This is a genomic window from Psychromonas aquimarina ATCC BAA-1526 (assembly GCF_000428725.1).
GTDB lineage: Bacteria > Pseudomonadota > Gammaproteobacteria > Enterobacterales > Psychromonadaceae > Psychromonas > Psychromonas aquimarina.
Genome location: NZ_KE386793.1, coordinates 240,928 through 259,993 on the forward strand (window position 1 = coordinate 240,928; position 19,066 = coordinate 259,993).

A 19,066-nucleotide genomic window follows, 5' to 3' on the forward strand; every position below is an offset into this window, starting at 1 on the left:
CCTGTCAAAATATTCGCTGATAACACGGTCATTATCCTTTAAGACGGATAGCACCTAAGCTGTCTATCCGTTGTTGCATACATCGAGAATAGAACATGAAGTTTCCAGGTCAGCGAAAGTCAAAACATTATTTCCCCGTAAAAAATCGTGACCCATTATTGGCTCAATTTATCCCGCAGCCGCAGCGCACGGCAACTTATGTAACCGGTATTGATCAGACTCTGGTTGATATTGAAGCAAAAGTAGCCGATGAACTGCTTAAGCGTTACCAGCTTCCAAAAGGTAATTCGACACTTATTGATGATGACGCGGCGCATGCCCTTTATACTGAATTAAAAAAACACAAGCTGGTTAGTGACGAGTTTGCCGGCGGTACTATTGGTAATACCGTACATAACTACTCTATCCTTGCCGATGACAGATCGGTACTGTTCGGTGTAATGAGCAATAATGTTGATGTCGGCAGCTATGCTTATCGTTACCTTTGTAATACCTCTTCCAAAGTTGATCTTAATTATCTGCAGCCGGTTGACGGTGCAATAGGGCGCTGTTTTACCCTGGTTTCTGAATGCGGTGAACGTACTTTTGCAATCAGTAAAGGGGCAATGGATAAGTTAAGTCCTGACTACATTGATAAAGAGGTTGTTCAGGGAGCTTCTGCCCTGATTATTACAGCATATCTGATGCGTGCCAGTGACGGCGATCCAATGACAGAAGCTGCGCTTAAAGCAATCGAATATGCTAAACAAGCAGAAGTACCTGTAGTACTGACTTTAGGTACGCGTTTCTTAATTGAGGAAGATCCTGTCTGGTGGCAGAATTTCATTAAAGATAATATTACTATTCTGGCAATGAATGAGGATGAAGGTGAAGCTTTAACCGGTTTTAAAGATCCTTTATCAGCCAGTGAAGCTGCTCTTGAGTTATGTGATATGGTATTAACCACAGCAGGTCCTTTAGGCCTGTATACAGCGGGTTATACTGAAGAGTCACAAAAGCGCGAAACATCGCACACCCTGCTGCCTGGCGCTATTCCGGAGTTTAATCGTTATGAATTCTCTCGTCCTAAATTGAAAGCCGACTGTGAGACACCGCTTAAAGTCTATGCACATATTTCCCCTTATATGGGCGGACCGGAAAAAATTCGTAATACGAACGGTGCGGGCGATGGCGCATTATCAGCACTTCTGCATGATCTGGCATCTAATACTTTCCACAGAGAAAATGTACCGGGTTCAATTAAACATAAGAATGACGGTTTATGTTATTCATCGTTTTCGCAGATATGCAAATATGCAAACCGTGTTGCTTATGAAGTACTTGCGCAGCATAGTCCGCGATTATCTCGTGGCCTGCCGGAGCGTGAAGACAGTTTAGAAGAAGCATACTGGGAAAGATAAGTTCTAACTATAGTTGTTTTACTATAGATGCTTTAAAAGCCGTTGATTCCCGACGGTTTTTTTATTTCTAGCTGGTGCTGATACTGCGGCGGCTGCACAATGGAAAATAACTAAATTTAAGAAACAGAACACTTTTTAGCTGATAATTATTGTACTTCGAAGTTAAAATCAGCAATGCGTTTAATAATTCAGCATACAACACGATTAATGAAAATAATATTTGACGATCAGATCACAACTCAGTAATATTCGCCTCGTTGACAAGGCATCTGCCTTAACAACTCACAGGTGGTAACACGGTTTATCTCCTTGGCTCTTTGTTTAGAGCTCTAAATAAAAATCGGTGATTAGCGCAGCTTGGTAGCGCATCTGGTTTGGGACCAGAGGGTCAGAGGTTCGAATCCTCTATCACCGACCACATTTAAATCTGTGAGCTTGGCGCGCATTGTCGCGAAGCTTATAGAGAGTTGGATTAGAGGACCGTTCTTAGGTTCGAATCTTCTACCTCCGACCATATTTTTAAGCACGTTTTAAGCGTGTTTAGCGCAAAAAAAATTGCGCCCTTAGCTCAGCTGGATAGAGCAACGGCCTTCTAAGCCGTAGGCCACAGGTTCGAATCCTGTAGGGTGCGCCATATTTTAAAGTTTAGCGGCGGATGTAGCTCAGTTGGTAGAGCCCCGGATTGTGATTCCGGTTGTCGCGGGTTCAATCCCCGTCATTCGCCCCATCTTTAAAATGTTATAAGTAGTAAAAGTTTAAATAGTTGCGGAAGTGGCGGAATTGGTAGACGCGCTAGATTTAGGTTCTAGTATCGCAAGGTGTGAGAGTTCAAGTCTCTCTTTCCGCACCATTTAAACAAAAATACGGTGATTAGCGCAGTTTGATAGTGCATCTCCTAGGGTTTATAAAGAACTGGACCAGAGGGTAAACCCGAAAGTCAAGCAGACTTAAATCCTAAATAAAATTCGGTGATTAGCGCAGCTTGGTAGCGCATCTGGTTTGGGACCAGAGGGTCAGAGGTTCGAATCCTCTATCACCGACCACATAAAAAAGCCTGTAACATTAACGTGTTACAGGCTTTTTGCTTTATACGAGCTAATTATTTCTCTATTTAAAGAGATGAGCGGGAATAAATTAACCGGCAGACAGTGCCGGTTAATTTAAGTTTTCTTAGAAGGTGTAACCCAGGTCAAGTGTGAATGAACGGCCGGGAGCCGGTACACGGCCTGCTGGTGAAACATCTAATCCTCTAAAGTAATACTGGTTATCAAAGAGGTTATTTACTGCTAAACCAACTTTCAAGCTCTGATTATCTTTCTTATATAATTCCTTTGCTAAGCTGAAGTTAACCACTGTGTATGCGGGTAATTGTCCTGCGGTACCGGATTCATTTTCTTCAACCGTGTTGGCTAAATCAGCATATGATTTACTGTAATAATATGCTGTTAAACCTAAATCAACGCCGCTTAAATTATAAAATGCGCTTGCTGATACCTGGTGCTTAGAAGCATAGGGTAATTCATTACCTGCAAATTCTCCTTCCAGCTGTTCTGTGTCCAGGTAGTTATAAGCAGCACGTAATGTTAATGACTCTACAGGAGAAAACTGTGCTTCCAGTTCAACACCCTGGTTACGTGTTTCGCCGATGTTAACAAACAGGGCTAGGTCTCTGTCGTATTGAATTTTATTTTCAAAGTCGATGCGGTACAGGGCAAGATTCAGGCTGCTGTCGCTAGTGGGAGTGAAGCGCATGCCTAGTTCATAGTTCCATGAAAGCTCGGATTCTAACTGCTGATCTTGAGGCCACAATTGACTGATCTGCGGAGTACGTAATGACTTCTGTGCATTGGCATAGGTAAACCAGGCATCAGAGAATTCGTAACCTAGAGTTAAGCCCGGCAGTACTTCCTGTACATGGTTTTCCTGCTGGTAGCTTTTACCTATATTAGTGAATTCCATACGTACATCTTCGTAACGTAAGCCGGGTGTAACAGTGAAGCTGTCATTAAAGAAACCCAGTTTATTACTTACGTAATAAGCCATTGCATTTGTATCCATGTGCCAGTCGCGCGGTGAGCTTGTTTCACCGCTGCTGTTATCGCTCTGGTTAAGCTGATAGCCAATATCTTCATTGACATAACGAGTGCCGACAATCCATTCCTGGCTGATTTGACCGTTGATATAAAAGCTCGCTCTTGGTTCAAAACCATACACTTTAAATTCACGGGGAGAGGTACGCAGGTGGGTTGCATCCTGACTTGTATCTGCCCAGTGAGCTCCTAAATCACCGTCACTGTCACTTTTTTTATTATAAAAATCCCACTGGAAGTTACGCTTACTCTGATGGCCGAATGCGATCAGATCAAATTCAGCATAATCAGCAAAACCAACTTCGCCTAACACATGGTTATATTTCATTGAAATACGTGTCGTGTCTGCCTGGAACTGATCATTAGGACGTAACGACTGTGTTGGATCCTGCTCATATGCTTCCGTATGCAGCGCCCCCGGCAGCTGTGTATCTGCGTCGTAATATTGAATATTAGTTTCTAAGCTTTGTTTGTCGTTGAGCTTCCACTTAGTCTGGAGCATCCAGTTCTGCACATCAGTATCGGAATTATCCCGGAATGATTCCCCGTTTAAAAAATTGGCGCTTAAAGACATGGCGAAATGTTCATTAACGGCACCGCCTGTACTAAGGTAAGTGTCGTAAAGATTCTTGCTGTCACCAAAAAAAGTAATACGTTCATTGAGAGTGGTCTGCCACTGCTCTGGAATAGGCTTTGATACTATATTGATCACTCCTCCTACATTATTCGGACCATACTGTACGGCTGCACCGCCGCGCACCACGTCAATTCTGTCGATCATCTGTAATGTTGCAGGAAACAATGACTGTCCCGTATGTCCGTACGGGGCTAATGTCATAGGGATTTCGTCGAGTAAAAACTGAGAATAACCACTACGGCTGCCGTTTAAACCGCGTACTGAAACATTCGGCAGAACTCCGGTGCCTGTTTCATCGGAAATTTTGACTCCGGGAACCTGCTGTAAAGCGCTGTCAATGGAGCGGGCCGCACTCTTTTTTAGTACTTCATTACTGAGGATACTGCGGTTGCCTTGATAGATACGGACCTCTTCAACTTCTGAATTACCTAAGACACTGGCGGTAACAACCATTGTTTCTATCTCTACAGGCTCAGATGCTTGTGCGTAACTAGAGATTAAGCCGCTTACCACTGCAATCGACAGGACTTTTAATTTGAAGTTCGGGTAATGCTTGTGCATGGTGAAAGTTTCCTTACTTTTATTTTGATTAGTTGTTTTTTAGTTGTGACAGGTGGTTTTTTAATGCCTTGAACATTACTCCTCTATCTTCTCCGGCTAGAAAAGTGTGTACACCTCTTTCCCGCCACATGCTGAGCTGCTGCGGTAAACGGGGGACGGCACAGAAAGCGACATCTGCCTGACGGCAGATTAACGCCATCTGCTCAATGTTTTGCTGCACTTCGGGGTGGTTAAAGTCCGCTTGGTGTCCCATTGCTAAACTCAGGTCTAAGGCGCCTTCAAGGATCATATCAACCCCTGCTAACTGCACGATTTCAGGCAGTGCGCTTAGCCCCTCAAGATTTTCAATCATTAATGTCAGCATGATCTGCTGATTCGCTGTGCTTATATATTCGGATAAGGGCAGGATGCCGAATCCGGTATTTTTTCCTCCAGTAATTCCACGTCTGCCTAAAGGCGGGTAGTAACTTGCCTGCACGGCTGCCTGGGCTTCTTGTAAACTGCTTACCCGTGCCACCACAATTCCCTGAGCACCGGCATCTAAAGCTCTGCCGATAGCTGCCGGGCAGGCGTGTGCCACTCGGACAAATACCGTCAGGTTAAGTCCTTTGGCCGCGCTGACTGCATGTTCGAGTGTTTCCGGTGTAACGAATAAATGCTCTGTATCAAGAATGACAAAGTCATAACCTGCGTACGCAAACATCTCGGTGATAACCGCAGAAGGTACGGAATTTAATATGCCGAACACTTCTTGCTTAGCGGCCGTTTTTTGTTTAACCAGGTTAGCTTTTATCATTACGCTGCCTCACTAAAATGAAATTCACGTAATGATAATCATTATCATCTATATTGCAAGTTGTTTTGTTGGTTGTGTTTTTTTTACAAAGGGATGCACATAGGTTTATTGGCCACGGGGTCATTGATGATCATTGCGTTGAGCTCAAAAACCTCTTTCAGCAGCCTGCTGTTAAATATTTTATCCGGACTGTCCTGCGCGCTTATCTGCCCCTGGCGCATTACAATGAGATGGTCGCAGTAGCGGCAGGCCTGATTAAGGTCGTGTAATACCACCACTAAGGTTTTACCCTGTTTATTCATCTGCCGGATCATCTCCATCAGCTCAATTTGATGGGTCAAATCGAGATAGGTGGTGGGTTCATCCAGCAGTATATATTCCGTATCCTGTGCTAAAATCATCGCAATCCAGGCACGCTGGCGCTGGCCGCCGGAAAGTGTATCAACGGGACGTTGTGCTAATTCACTAAGACCGGTTTGATGTATAACCTGCTGCACTTTTTGATCATCCTCTGCACTTAGTCTTCCCCATTGAGAAAGATAAGGGTTACGTCCGAAACTAACTAACTGCTGCACGCTGATCCCCTCCGGTGTTATCGGTGACTGCGGCAGAATAGACAGACATCGGGCGCGCTCTTTATGGTTTAATCTGGATAAATCCCGGCCTGCTAGGGTGACCTGTCCCGTTGCTGATTTTAAGCCGCCGGAGATGGCTTTGAGCAGTGTTGATTTACCACAGCCGTTCGGTCCTATTAATGCGGTTATTTTGCCTTTCGGGATCGTAAGGTTGAGATCTTTTAACACGGTTTTTCCAGTGTAGTTAACACTTAAATTTTCAATATGTAACACGTTACCAGCCTTTATATCTATGCAGTAAAAAAATAAAATAGGGCGCCCCTAAAACCGCCGTAAGTACCCCGGCAGGCAGTTCCAGAGGCGGTGCTAAATTACGCGCCAGGGTATCTGCACTGAGCACTAACAAGGCCCCGGTTAAAGCTGCAGCGGGTAAAATGAGCTTATGCCGGGAGCCGACTAATAAACGTGCTAAATGCGGAGCGAGCAGCCCGACAAAGCTAATGGTGCCGCAGACTGCAACACAAACACTTGCCAGTGCCACTGCACTTGCTAAGGCCATGATTTGTAAGCGCTGTGTATTAACACCAAGCGCTCCGGCTGTCTCGTCGCCTAATGCACACAGATCTAAAGACCAGGCAAGATAAAATGAAAAGGGCACTAAGATAATTAACCAGGGCAGCAGAGGCCAGATATAGTCCCAGCTGCGTCCCCATAAACTGCCGGTCAGCCAGATCATCGCGCTGTTCACTTCGACGGGATGCAGTACTAATAAAAAATTAATACAGCTGGTTAAAAATGCGCTGACGGCAATGCCTGCTAATGCGAGGCGTGCCGGACTCGGGTTATGCCAGCGGTTCAGCAGCCAGATAAACAGCGCCGCACTGAACCCGCCGAGCAGGGCGGCCGGCGGCAGCCAGCTAATATTAATATCCGGCCGGATCAGCAGCACAGTACATGCCGATAAACCCGCACCGCCGCTGATCCCCATTAAATCGGGAGAAGCCAGAGGGTTACGGATAATACCCTGAGTTAATACCCCGGAAACAGCAAGTCCTATACCGGTTAGCACTGCGATAAAAATGCGCGGTAAACGGTACTGATTGATAATAAAATCGGCATCGCCGCCGTTGATTAATGTGCTGATAACGGTTTTTACTGTTAATGACTGTGCACCGCTGAACAGGCTGATCAGGCTCAAAAAAAGTAATAGTGAAAAACCGCCTGCTAATATTCTGTTATAACGGCTCATTTATGATTTTCCCTGCACTACTAAGTAGATAAAAAAAGGTGTGCCGATCAGGGCGGTGATAATACCAACCGGGGTTTCTGCCGGCGGCACAATGCTGCGGGATAATAAGTCAGCCCAGCAGACTAAGGCCGCTCCTGATAAACCGCTAACAGGCAGCAGTATAAAGTGACTGCGGCCGCACAAAGCACGTGCCAGATGCGGCGCAATTAAGCCGACAAAAACAATCGGCCCGGCGATGGTGACGGAAATGGAGGTGAGTAATAAAACAGCTAGACAGACACGTATTCTGAGCCAGGTGACATTAATACCTAAACTAAATGCGGTCTGCTCGCCAAGGGCATTTAAATTTAATCCCCTGCAGGTAGAAACAGCCAGCAGCAGTGCCGCCAGACTCAGCGGCCAGAGCTGTGTCCAGCGCAGCCAGTCAATATCACTGAGTGAGCCTGATAACCAGTGTAAAAGGCTGTAGGCCGTATCATCAGCAATAATCAGGGCTGCTCGTGTCAGTGATGTCAGCAGACCGTTAACAGCAATACCGGCAAGAATAAGGCGTAAGGAATTATTCTGTGTGTTTAATCCGCCGCCCAGTAAAAAGACTAATAAACCGCCTGTTAATGCCCCGATAAAAGCCGCTGCTTCACTGGGCAGTCCGCTGACCATAGCAAAGGTCAGGCTGTTTAATGCCGTTACACAGGCGGCACCCGAACTAACCGCAAACAGAGTAGGGGAAGCCAGCGGATTACGGGTCAGGCCCTGCATTAACAGACCGGCCGCACCGAGATTAAAACCGATTAAACATGCCGTTAAACTGCGCGGCAGACGTAATGAAAGAATCACCTGCTGTTTTATGTCACTGCTGTCGTAAGCTGTCAGTATCTGCCAGATATCATTCACCTGCAGCAAAAACTCAGACTGTGTGTACAGGGAGATAATAAAGCCGCTAAGCAGTGCTGTAATTAATAAGAGAGTGTTTAACTGCTGTTTTTTTCGGACCGGGTAAGTGATGTTCATGGCAGTATGTGACTCGCCAGCTCTAGGGCTATCTGCTCGGCTGCCAGCATGCCGCCTGCCAGTGACCAGACATTTGCTGAAACGTACACTAACTGCGGCGATTTACTGACGGTTAATATTTTCCATAAAGGATTTTTCTGCCATTTGTCCAGTACTGTCTGCCTTGTGTACTGCCCGACAAACAGCCAGTCAGGATTGGTTTTCAGCAGCTGCTCGAAACCGGCCGCCAGATAAGCTTCACCACCGCCTGTCTTGAGCGGGCTTTTTAAACCTAATTCAGCGATCACACTGCCGGCATAGGATTCAGGGCTGTGCAGCCACATACCTTTGTCGCTGATCACTGCAAACTGAAAAGTAGCCTGACTGTTAAACTGCTTTTTTAAATCGCGCATTAAATCCTGATGCTGCTGTAAGCGTTTTTTAACCTGTTCCGTTTTATCAAGCGCAGCCGCAATTTTCAGCATTACCTGCAGATTCTCCTGATAAGTGACACCGCGGTTTTTCAGCATCAAGGTAGGTGCAATACGTGTTAAGTCCTGATAGATAGACTGATGACGGCCGCTGTCGGCGATAATGAGGTCCGGTTTGAGCGCTGCAACTGCCTCCAGACTCGGCTGATAACGTGAACCTACAGACTGCCAGCTTCCTATCTGATTCCGCACACTGGTGATAATACGGTTTTTATCACCATCATCGGCGATGCCGACCGGAGAAATCCCCGCCACTGCCAGTGCATCAACAAAAGAAAAGGCCAGTACCACAATACGTGACGGGGGATTCTGCAGCCGCAAAGTGCCGTTGTCATGGTTAATAACTGCGGCCTGTGCTTTGAGGTTAAAGACACTTAGTTGAACTGTTAATAAAGTAAAAAACAGCAGGGCAGATCGTTGGGTCATGACAATTCCATATCAGGCAAAAAAGATAATGATAACCGTTATCATTGCCTTGGTCATTATATTTTTAAATTTTTTGATGATTTGTTTTTCTGGTTTATTTCAGTTAGTTAGATTTTAAATTTACTGTTGACTTAAATCTTAATGATAATTATTATCATTTACAGTCAATCGCAAGTGATGCATATATACGTGCCGGCATTGCTTAACAGGATTCAGTTTGTTTACTGTTTAAATTATCTTACAAAGGAATAAATGATGAAGCAGAAAATGGTCATAATTACGCATGTCGAAAACCGGGCGGTAACAGAAGGGTTTGTCCCGGCTGCATTAAAACTTGGTTATGAGCTGACTTTAGTAACGGATCACGCCTTAGCGCATAAGCATTATTTTTCGACGGTGGAAAATGGACCTCAGCAGATACTGGAATGCGATGTTTTTAATCCTCTCGCCATTATTGATCTGCTAGACAGTCATGCGCTTAAACCTCAGGTGGTTTTTTCTAACAGTGATCATCTGCAGACAGCGGCGGCTTTAGTGGCTGAGTATTTCACCTGTCCGGGTAAAAACTGGCAGACCTGTTATCAGGCTAAAAATAAAGCGCAGATGCGCGCCAAGTTAGCGCAGCTGCAGATGCCGACAGTATGGTCTGCTGTGTGCTTAGCGGATGGTGTTTTACCTGAAAACATCCCTTACCCGGTTATTGCAAAACCACGCGAAGGCGTATCCAGCTTAGATGTTGCATTATGCCGAACTGAAGCTGAATTAACGGATTATCAAAGACAGTTCAGCAAAAAGAAGATGCCTATTCTGCTGGAATCTTATCTTGAGGGGGCGCTGTTTACCTTAGAAACACTGGGTGACGGTCAGCAGTTAATAGCTGTCGGCGGCTTCGATGTGAGCCTTTCAGCATTGCCGAATTTCATTGAAACCGGTGCATTATGGAACGGCGAAAACAGCCGTTTATACGGGCAGCAGGCATTACAGCAGGTACAGCAGTTTGGCGCCGCTTTTGGTGTTTGTCACAGCGAATTTATTGTGACTGCATCGGGGCCTGTCCTGGTTGAAATCAATTACCGCAGTATTGGTGACGGGCGTGAGTTTTTACTTAACGAATTATTTACTTTTGACTGGTTTGAAACCATTTTACAGCTCCACGCCGGCAGGTCATTAGACAGACTTGATACCCGCTCGCCCTGTGCATTAATTCAATATTTCCCGAATACCCGCAATGGTTCTTTAGTCCGCCGTCACGAAGGTTTTGTAAAGCAGCTGGGCAGTACAAAAGTCAGCTATCAGCCGCTTAAAGAGCAGGGGCAGTATTTAACGGTCAGCCATTCAAATAAAGATTATTTAGGCATGTTGACCGCCGTCGGGCAGGCGGGTGATGTTATTGCGCAGCAGGCAGCCGCGGCCGCTAAGCTGCTTTCATGGGAGATTAACTAATGGCACAGGATAAAAGCTATATCAGTCAGCGTATTGTTAATACCTGCTTAAGAGAAAATGTCTGCCAGATTATCTCACGGGGAGAAATTATTACCGCCGCACAGTTTGCGCATAACAATGTGCTTGACGTGCAGTCGCCGCACTGGCTGCTGGTAAGTCATCTGGGAGAGTATGTTTTATATATCCCGGTTGTTGAAAGTCATTATATGCAGGCCTGGCAGGCGGTTAGTGATGCCTGGTTGAAAAAGGATAAGCAGGGAGTCGTTTCACAGTCCGGTTTTGATCTTTGGTTAACAACCCTGGCAGAGAATCTGGATGCTGGAGCAAGGCAGTTTTTTAACGATTATATTAAAGAAGCTGAATGCGCCGTGGAACATAGAAAATTGTGTTTACAAGCTTATCAGGAGCAGACCGCTGCGCTGAGCAAGCCGCTTTATGAGATCGCGCACTGGCATCAGAAATTGTTATTATCAGATCAGGCCGCTTCCTATTTAGACCACCCTTATTACCCCACTGCGCGTGCTAAATTTGGTTTTGATAAGCAGGCGCTAAGTCGTTATGCACCGGAATTCGGCGCTTCTTTTACCTTAAACTGGGCTGCTGTTGCCAATGACCAGGCAACCCTGACATCTGCTCAGCCTGACTGCTGGCCGACTTTTGCGCAGGTCGGCTTAGATGCCTCAATGGCATTGACGCATCAGCTTTTTCCTGTGCATCCGCTTACTTTTAAAACCTTAAGCAGTGTTGATAAAAATATTGTATTAGCCCCTAAGTCTGCATTACAGGTCACGGCAACTTTGTCTGTGCGCACCGTGGTTGTTGAGCAGTCGCCTGATATCCATATTAAAGTGCCGCTTGTTATGGCGACACTAGGCGCGCGTAATGTCCGCCTGATAAAAGCCAGCACTATCTATGACGGGCACTGGTTTGAAAAAGTGTTAACACAGTTAGCTGCCGATGATCCGAAACTGCAGGGCTTATATCAGCACTGCAGTGAAGAGCATGGCGGGCATCAGGGAGAAATCAAAGAAATCGCTTATATTGTGCGTCAGTATCCCGGTGTTATGCACGATAAAACCCTGGTTCCCGTTGCAGCTTTAGGCAGTGAAATGCCGGATAAGCGCCTTTATCTGCAGCATTTAGTTGATTATTTCTATCAAGGAGACATGCAGCGCTGGCTGGATGAGTACTTAAGCCTGCTGCTGAGTGTGCATCTGCGCTTATGGCTGAAATACGGTATTGCCCTAGAGTCGAATCAGCAGAATGCGGTGCTTGCGTTTTCGCATTTAAAACCGCTCAGCCTGGTGATGAAAGACAACGATTCAGCACGCCTTCTGGCATCGCGCTTTATAGACAGTGTGCCGGACAAAGAAACAGCTAAGCAGCGCCTTAATCAGTTAATCGACCAGCGTATTCTGGTTGATGACGAGCAGGCGCTTGCACAAATGTTTACTACCATCACCCTGCAGTTAGATATTGCCGCAGTATTTGAGGCTATGGCTGCTTATCAGCTGATGCCGCTGCTGCTGTTATATAAGCAGTTAAGAAAAGAGCTGATTAAACAGTTAGATATGCTGCAGCGTGAGGGCATTGAGACTCAATATGCGCGTAATTTCCTGTTAGAAGCCGAGTATCAGCCGGCTAAGTATCTTTTAAGCTCCGGCAGTCTGCTCAGTAAATCGGTCTCCGGTGCCAGTGATATTAATAAGTTTTACGGGAATAGTGTTCCGAACTTTTTACATCAGAACTTTTTAATAAGGGACAGAGCATGCCGGTAATAGTCGTGGTGCTGTTCTGCCATTTTTTAACGGCGTTTACTGCGCTGGGTATGCCGCTGTTTATGCCGCGTATGCTCAGCAGTTTAGGCGCCGGGCATGCTGATTATCTTATCGGCATTATGTTTGTTGTCCCAGCTGTGTGCACCGCATTCAGCGCTCCCTGGTGGGGGCGCTTTGCAGACAGCTATGGTAAGAAAAACTCTTTATTAAGAGCACAGCTGGGTCTAACGCTGGGTTTTTTAATATCGGGTTTTGCCGACAGTCTGGGGGTATTTAGTTTTGGTCTGGTGCTGCAGGGGATCAGCGGCGGCACATTAGCTGCTTCCAATGCTTATTTAAGCAGTACATATAAAGGGCCTTCACTGGCAAAGAGTTTAAACCTGACGCAGTTTTCAGCGCGCCTGGCACTGGTTAGTGCGCCTGTATTGTTAGGTTTTTTCACGGCAGCTGAGCAGCCTTTGCTCATCTACCGCTATTTAGCCCTGCTGCCCTTTAGCGCCTTACTGCTGAGCTTTTTGCTGCCGCGTGATGCGGCGACTGCTGCAGCAGGTGTAAACAGCACAGAAAAACCGGCACAAAACAGACAGTTTTCGCAGCTTTTGTACCTGCAGTTTCTATTTTGTTTTGCGATGGTGGTGACCTTTCCTTACTTTCTGCCTTATGTACAAAGCTTAGGGGAGAGCCGCGACACTATGGCGGGGCTCTATTACAGCCTGCCGCATTTAGTTTATCTGTTACTGGCGTTTTATCTTGCTAAGTTAACCCTGTCTGCGCGTCTGCAGAGCTTGTCCGGGTTTGTGATTCTGGGGACTGCTTGTGCAGGGCAGTTTTTATTACACAGCATCGACGGGCTGATAGTTTATCGGCTTATGTTCGGGCTTGGTATGCTGCTCAGTTACAGCGGATTACATCTGTTTTTAAGTGAACGTCTGCAGCAGGAACAAGCGGGTCTGTCCTTCGGGCGTTTTGACGCCTGGGGAAAGTGGGCGGGTGTGTCTGCAGGTTTGGCCGCCGGCTTAGTAAGTCAGCATTTTTCTTTACACTGGCCGTTTTTACTGGCAGCCGCTGCCTGTACTAGCGCCGTTTTCATTTTAGTTTTTCACGACAAGGAGTCATTCGGCTATGTCAACTCAACTACTGAATCATAACAGCAGCACCTCTGCCAAATATCGTAATGAAGTACATCAGCATTTAGCTGAAGGTAATGCGCTCAGCTGCTTATTAAACTGTTATATTCGCGAATACGGATTAGCAAAAGGGCAGGTCGAACTGGATGACCATCAGTCAGATATACCTGCCACCTTTAACCAGCAGATCAGCAGTGGTTACCGTACGATTCGCCTGAGCTTTCCTGAATCCGCGGGTATTTTAGTTATCAAAGCGGACTATGTGAGTTTACTGGCGCGCGTTCGTTTTATTAGTCAGCCCTATTTAAAGCGCCGGGGGCTTGCCTGGCAGCCGCTTGATGCTGTGGATTTAGCACAGTTTTTATTAGAGCACTTAGCGGTAGTGCTGGACAGTCAGGTGAATCTGGAACTGCTGGAGCAGATAAAAAACAGTATTAATATTACCCGCTTGTTTATTCAGCATAATGCGGCTAAAGCAGATGCTGAAGTTTATTCGAGTTTAATTCAGTCCGAGCAGAGCCTGTTATGGGGACATGCTATGCATCCCGCGCCTAAAAGCCGCGACGGTGTTAGCTTCGATCAGCTGCTTGCCTGTTCGCCGGAGGTGCAGGCCAAGTTTGCACTGCACTGGTTTGAGGTGTCCCCGCAGTTAATAAAGCAGATGCACTGTACAGAATTAACCGCGCTTGATGTCATTGAGCAGGTAAACCCTAGTGAAGCCTGCTTATACCCCTGCCACCCCTGGGAAGTGCAGACCATTTTAAAACAGCCGCTGGTACAAAAAGCACTGCAGCTGGGGCTTATTCGAGACGCGGGGCCTTTAGGTGAGAAGGTTTATCCGACTTCTTCGGTACGCACTTTATTTGTCCCGCAAAGCGCCAGTTTTATGAAGTTTTCGATTCATGTTCGTTTAACCAACTGTGTACGCAAAAATGCCTGGTATGAGCTGCAGAGCGCGGTTACGCTGACAGGGTTACTTCGCCAGTGTGCGGCACAGGCATCGTTACGCTGTCCGAAATTTTCGGTGATGGAGGAGCCTGCCGCCAGCAGTATTGATCTGTCCTCTATCGCTTCAGCGGATGAGCAGGAAACTGTACAGGATGTGATTGAATGTTTCGGTATTTTATACCGTGACGGTTTATCAGCTGCGCAGCAGCTGCAGTATCAGCCGCAGATGGCACAGGCCGCAGAGCAAAGTTATGCGCACACAGCGGAGCTGTGGTTTGATGCTTATTTACAGGCGTTATTACCCGGCGTACTGCATTATTTCTTTAATTTAGGCATTGCTTTTGAACCGCATTTACAAAATACCGTGATTGGTTTTGAAAATGGTCTGCCGGCACATATCTGGATCCGTGATCTCGAAGGAACCAAACTGATGCAGACGCACTGGCCTGCGGACAAGCTTAGTGAATTATCCGAAAAAGCCCGCGCTTCGGTTTATTACAGCCGCGAGCAGGGGTGGAATCGTATTGCCTACTGCACCTTAATTAACAATATTAGTGAAGCAATTTTTCATATTGCAGCCGGCAGCCGGGTTATAGAAGCAAGCTGCTGGTCTGCACTGGCCGCGGTTATTGAACAGTGGCAGAGCCAGGAGGGCGAGCAGCCGGAACTGCAGGCTTTTTTAGCCGGACAGCCGATACCCAGTAAAAATAACTTAACCACCCGTCTGCTGAAGCAGGCCGACAGCCTCTCGGGTTACAGCCTGCTCAGCAGCCCGCTTGCACAGATAATGGAAAACTCATGAAAGACCGTATCAGTAAAACCATTGATTTTTTAAAAAGTGAAGGCGCGCCGCAGACACCGCTGTGTGCGTATATTTATGATTTAGCCTCATTAACGCAGCGTGCCGCAGAGATGATGTCGGCTCTGCCCGAAAATTGTGAACTTTATTATGCATCCAAAGCGAATCCAGAAGCACAAGTTTTAGCTGCATTAGCACCGCTCGTTGACGGTTTTGAAGCAGCATCGGGCGGGGAGCTTGCCTGGTTAAATGAGTGTCAGCCGCAGGTGCCGCTGATATTCGGCGGACCGGGGAAGTTATGCACAGAACTAGAACTGGCAGTGGAACTTGGTGTTGAGGCAATTCATGTGGAAAGCCTCACCGAATTAGACCGTCTGCAGCAGATATGCGCGCGCACTGGAAAAACCTGCAATGTGTTATTACGTATGAATATTTCACTACAGGGGCTGCCGAGTACCAAGCTTACCATGGGCGGAAAACCAACACCTTTCGGTTTTGATGAAAGTGAACTGGCGGCTGTGCTGCAGGTGATTGAGCATTCTGCGTCTATCAATCTGCAGGGATTCCACTTTCACTTAATGTCGCACCAGCTGGATCGAAAAGCACATCTGGCATTGATGGCGCTGTATTTTAAAACCTTTAAATACTGGTGTGATTTGTATCAATTACAGGTGCCGTTATTAAATGTGGGAGGAGGCATCGGTATTAATTATGCTGATCCGGAGCAGGTCTTTGACTGGCGTCTTTTTTGTGCTGAATTAGCTAAATTAATTACTGCTGAGCGGTTAGCTGATACCAAAATTCGTTTCGAATGCGGGCGTTATATCACCGCTGATTGCGGGTATTATGTGATGCAGGTGCTCGATATTAAACATAACCATGGGCAGTATTTTGCAGTTGGACACGGCGGTACACATCATTTCAGAACACCGGCGGCACAAAGTCATGATCATCCCTTTTTTGTCTGCCGCGGACAGGCTGAACTGTCGAATAATGCCTATTTCGCTTATCCGGAAATTAAACAGCAGGCAGTTACCTTAGTCGGGCAGCTGTGCACACCCAAAGATGTGCTTGCGAGTCAGCAGTATGTTGAAGAGTTAGCCATTGGTGATTATCTGGTGTTTACTCAGGCGGGGGCTTATGCGTGGAATATATCCCATCAAAACTTCTTGATGCATGCTCCGCCGCTAAAGCATTTTATGAATTAATGAGCATTGCTGATCTCTGCTGTGCCGCATTAGGAACATGGCGCACAGCAGTTCTCGGCTATAGTTTGAGGGGCGTTTGCGAGAAACGGAAAGGGTAGCCAACCTCTTTAGGCATTTACACTATTAGAGAACGATTTGAAACCAAGGTTAAAGTTTTTAGATAAAGTCTTTATTAAGTTTCAACTCGTTTCTTAGGTGTCGAAAGGCATTCTACTGCTGCATATCAATTACTGATTGTTGTCGGTATTAGATTTGACAACCAGCCTGCGTTCATCAGCTAATAATGCTCCAACTTCGTGAGCAGGTACCGGACGACTAAAATAATATCCCTGAATTTCATCACAATTATGGTGAAACAGATAATACATTTGAACTTCGTTTTCAACCCCCTCTGCTATCACCTGGCGGCCCATTTGGTGCGCCATAGCAATAATACTTAAAACGATAACTTCATCATCCGTGTTGACGGCAAGGTCGGTGATAAAAGAGCGGTCTATTTTAATCCGATTGGCTTGAATGCTTTTTAAATAACTCAAACTTGAAAACCCGGTGCCGAAATCATCAAGGCTGACTTGAACTCCTATACTTCTTAATTCATGAATTGCAGAAAGTGCAGTATCAGGATTATCCAGCATAACACCCTCAGTAAGTTCTAGTTCCAGGTATTCTGGATCTAAGCCGGAGATCTCCAGAGCCTGTTTAACCTGAGTAATTAATTCATAGTCATTAAACTGGTGAGGAGAGACGTTTACAGCAATTGTCACCGGCAGCAGGCCCGCCTCCTGCCAGGCTTTATTTTGTGTGCATGCTGTTTTCAATACCCAGTCGGTAATGGCAAAAATCTGGCCGTTTTCCTCGGCTAAAGGGATGAACTCTTCTGGAGATATCAGACCTAGTTCCGGGTGCTGCCAGCGAAGCAGCGCCTCCAGGCCGATGACTTTACCGCTGCGCAGGTCAACCTGAGGCTGATAATTTAAAAAAAGCTCCTGTTTAGTCAGTGCACTGCGCAGGCTGTTTTCCAGGTTCATACGCTGCTGCAGTTGTGCTCCAATTTCAGGTTGATATATATATAATGATTTAGGATCCGTTTGTTTTGACTGATGAACTGCCGTTTCGGCATTCTTTAACAATGTTTCCCAGTTTGCGGCACTCTCCGGATAAAGCGCTCCTCCCTGCTGTACGGTAATAAAGATCTCTTTTTCAGCCAGCAGGAAAGGCTGCGACATAATGTCGTAAATTTTTTTGCTATACAGCTCTGCATCAGTACTGGTGTTTTGTACAATAATTGCGAAGTTGCTGTCACTCAGGCGGCTGATAAAAGCACCGTTATTTTCCACTCGATTGATACGTTCAGCAACTCCTTTAACTGCTAAATCCGCCAGAGTCGCTCCAAGAGTATCGTTAATCGTTTTATAATTAACGATATCAACGATGATAAGTCCTAGAGCACTTTTATTTCTAGTCGAGTAAGTAATAGATTGTTTTAACTGTTTCTGAAATAGTTTGCGGTTAGGCAGCCCGGTGAGCATATCGTACTCGTCGAGTATTCGGTTATTGATTTTGAGAAAATCACTAAGGTGTTTCAGCCTGATTAAATTACGGACCCTCGCAAGCAGTTCATGTCTGTCAAAGGGTTTGCTTACAAAGTCTTCTGCGCCGGCTTCTAACCCCTTGATACGTGAGTCCTGACTATTTAAAGAAGTAAGTAAAACGATAGGAATATGATGATATACGGGATCCGACTTTAACTTTTGGGTGACTTCGAAGCCGTCCATAACCGGCATTACCACATCGAGTAAAATAAGATCCGGTTCATAATCAGGGATCATGGACAGAGCATGTTCACCGTTAACTGCGCCGAAGACATCATAGCCCTGGGCGGTTAGAATACCGTTTAACATGTCTCGGTTGATCACTTCATCATCCACGACCATTATTTTTCCACATTCTCCAATACTCACACCTTTCTCCTTATCCTGGGCTCACAGAGTTCTGGTTTATACTCTCTTCTCACCTTTCTATTACCGCAGCTTTGCCTTCAAACTGGAAAAACACGGACATTGAATGATATCGGCAGGGGTCTATGATTTTTCATCAGCTGAGTATTTAAGCCGCTAAACAGTGTGAAAACTGATATTGGTGACGGGGGGGGCCATAGCAAATCGAATTTCATATCCTTGATCCCTTTCTCATTAGCTGAGCAGCTCTTCAACTTTTATAACTTCTAGTAAGTTAAAGTACTATCTAGAATCCCGGCACGTTCAGCGTGCTAAAGTCGCGGATATCAAATGGTCATGGTTCTACCTAAGCAGTTCAGCATAACTAAGGAATAATGCAGAGCGGCTATTTGCCATTGCCTGACAATTGAGCATCCGTTACAGCTGTTATTTATACAAATATAGCTGTTTATTTTAAATTCACCAGAAGGTGACAAGCTGCCTGGGCAGCAAAACAACATGAAAAGTATACAAGGAACAGTCATCCAATATTGTCTACTTCGTTGTTTATAGTCTATATAAAACGTATGAATCTAATTGACTTTTATTTA

The 19,066-nt window shown here is 45.9% G+C and carries 13 protein-coding genes and 5 tRNA genes; 11 read left to right on the forward strand and 7 right to left on the reverse strand.

The window, feature by feature from the left end; all coding sequences use genetic code 11:
- Positions 1–95: 95 nt before the first annotated feature.
- The 6 genes from G337_RS0124525 to G337_RS0124550 all read left to right on the forward strand — a co-directional run bounded on the left by G337_RS0124525 (position 96) and on the right by G337_RS0124550 (position 2,443).
- Positions 96–1,400 carry an inosine/guanosine kinase gene (locus tag G337_RS0124525; protein WP_028866194.1) on the forward strand — a complete coding sequence of 435 codons (1,305 nt, stop codon included), beginning with the start codon at positions 96–98 and terminating at the stop codon, positions 1,398–1,400.
- A gap of 341 nt (positions 1,401–1,741) precedes the next feature.
- Positions 1,742–1,818, forward strand: a tRNA-Pro gene (locus tag G337_RS0124530).
- A 139-nt stretch (positions 1,819–1,957) separates the two neighbouring features.
- Positions 1,958–2,034 (forward strand) — tRNA-Arg (locus tag G337_RS0124535).
- A 17-nt stretch (positions 2,035–2,051) separates the two neighbouring features.
- Positions 2,052–2,127, forward strand: a tRNA-His gene (locus G337_RS0124540).
- A 38-nt stretch (positions 2,128–2,165) separates the two neighbouring features.
- Positions 2,166–2,250 (forward strand) — tRNA-Leu (locus tag G337_RS0124545).
- 116 nt (positions 2,251–2,366) lie between these two features.
- Positions 2,367–2,443 (forward strand) — tRNA-Pro (locus G337_RS0124550).
- 127 nt (positions 2,444–2,570) lie between these two features.
- Here the strand turns inward: G337_RS0124550 and G337_RS0124555 are convergent.
- The 6 genes from G337_RS0124555 to G337_RS0124580 form a co-directional block, all read right to left on the reverse strand.
- On the reverse strand, positions 2,571–4,688 hold the full coding sequence (locus G337_RS0124555; RefSeq protein ID WP_028866195.1) for a TonB-dependent receptor family protein: 2,118 nt from the start codon (positions 4,686–4,688) through the stop codon (positions 2,571–2,573).
- A gap of 28 nt (positions 4,689–4,716) precedes the next feature.
- Complete coding sequence (locus G337_RS0124560) at positions 4,717–5,484, reverse strand: HpcH/HpaI aldolase family protein (RefSeq protein WP_028866196.1); 768 nt, start codon at positions 5,482–5,484, stop codon at positions 4,717–4,719.
- Between the two features lie 83 nt (positions 5,485–5,567).
- On the reverse strand, positions 5,568–6,332 hold the full coding sequence (gene fecE, locus G337_RS0124565) for a Fe(3+) dicitrate ABC transporter ATP-binding protein FecE (RefSeq protein WP_028866197.1): 765 nt from the start codon (positions 6,330–6,332) through the stop codon (positions 5,568–5,570).
- A gap of 1 nt (position 6,333) precedes the next feature.
- Positions 6,334–7,308: a FecCD family ABC transporter permease gene (locus G337_RS0124570; RefSeq protein WP_028866198.1), complete on the reverse strand. Its 975-nt coding sequence runs from the start codon at positions 7,306–7,308 to the stop codon at positions 6,334–6,336.
- Complete coding sequence (locus tag G337_RS0124575; protein ID WP_028866199.1) at positions 7,309–8,319, reverse strand: FecCD family ABC transporter permease; 1,011 nt, start codon at positions 8,317–8,319, stop codon at positions 7,309–7,311.
- The gene (locus tag G337_RS0124580) at positions 8,316–9,215 is read right to left on the reverse strand and encodes a Fe(3+) dicitrate ABC transporter substrate-binding protein (RefSeq protein ID WP_028866200.1); all 900 of its coding nucleotides are present in this window, start codon (positions 9,213–9,215) and stop codon (positions 8,316–8,318) included. Before G337_RS0124580 ends, G337_RS0124575 begins: the two co-directional genes overlap by 4 nt.
- Before the next feature lie 252 nt (positions 9,216–9,467).
- Between G337_RS0124580 and G337_RS27340 the strand changes: the two genes are divergently transcribed.
- Genes G337_RS27340 through G337_RS0124605 form a run of 5 tightly spaced genes read left to right on the forward strand, consistent with a single transcriptional unit; the run spans position 9,468 to position 16,518 of the window.
- Positions 9,468–10,658 carry an ATP-grasp domain-containing protein gene (locus G337_RS27340; protein WP_084605625.1) on the forward strand — a complete coding sequence of 397 codons (1,191 nt, stop codon included), beginning with the start codon at positions 9,468–9,470 and terminating at the stop codon, positions 10,656–10,658.
- On the forward strand, positions 10,658–12,436 hold the full coding sequence (locus G337_RS27345) for an IucA/IucC family protein (RefSeq protein WP_051303600.1): 1,779 nt from the start codon (positions 10,658–10,660) through the stop codon (positions 12,434–12,436). The genes G337_RS27340 and G337_RS27345 overlap by 1 nt, the downstream gene beginning before the upstream one ends.
- Positions 12,427–13,584 (forward strand): MFS transporter, encoded by a 1,158-nt coding sequence (locus G337_RS0124595; RefSeq protein WP_028866201.1) that lies wholly within the window; start codon positions 12,427–12,429, stop codon positions 13,582–13,584. Before G337_RS27345 ends, G337_RS0124595 begins: the two co-directional genes overlap by 10 nt.
- Positions 13,559–15,313: an IucA/IucC family protein gene (locus tag G337_RS0124600; RefSeq protein WP_028866202.1), complete on the forward strand. Its 1,755-nt coding sequence runs from the start codon at positions 13,559–13,561 to the stop codon at positions 15,311–15,313. The genes G337_RS0124595 and G337_RS0124600 overlap by 26 nt, the downstream gene beginning before the upstream one ends.
- Complete coding sequence (locus G337_RS0124605) at positions 15,310–16,518, forward strand: type III PLP-dependent enzyme (RefSeq protein ID WP_051303602.1); 1,209 nt, start codon at positions 15,310–15,312, stop codon at positions 16,516–16,518. Before G337_RS0124600 ends, G337_RS0124605 begins: the two co-directional genes overlap by 4 nt.
- Before the next feature lie 227 nt (positions 16,519–16,745).
- On the opposite strand, the gene G337_RS27350 is transcribed toward G337_RS0124605, so the two are convergent.
- Positions 16,746–18,479, reverse strand: a complete 1,734-nt coding sequence (locus tag G337_RS27350; protein WP_157619463.1) for an EAL domain-containing response regulator — start codon at positions 18,477–18,479, stop codon at positions 16,746–16,748.
- Positions 18,480–19,066 lie beyond the last annotated feature (587 nt).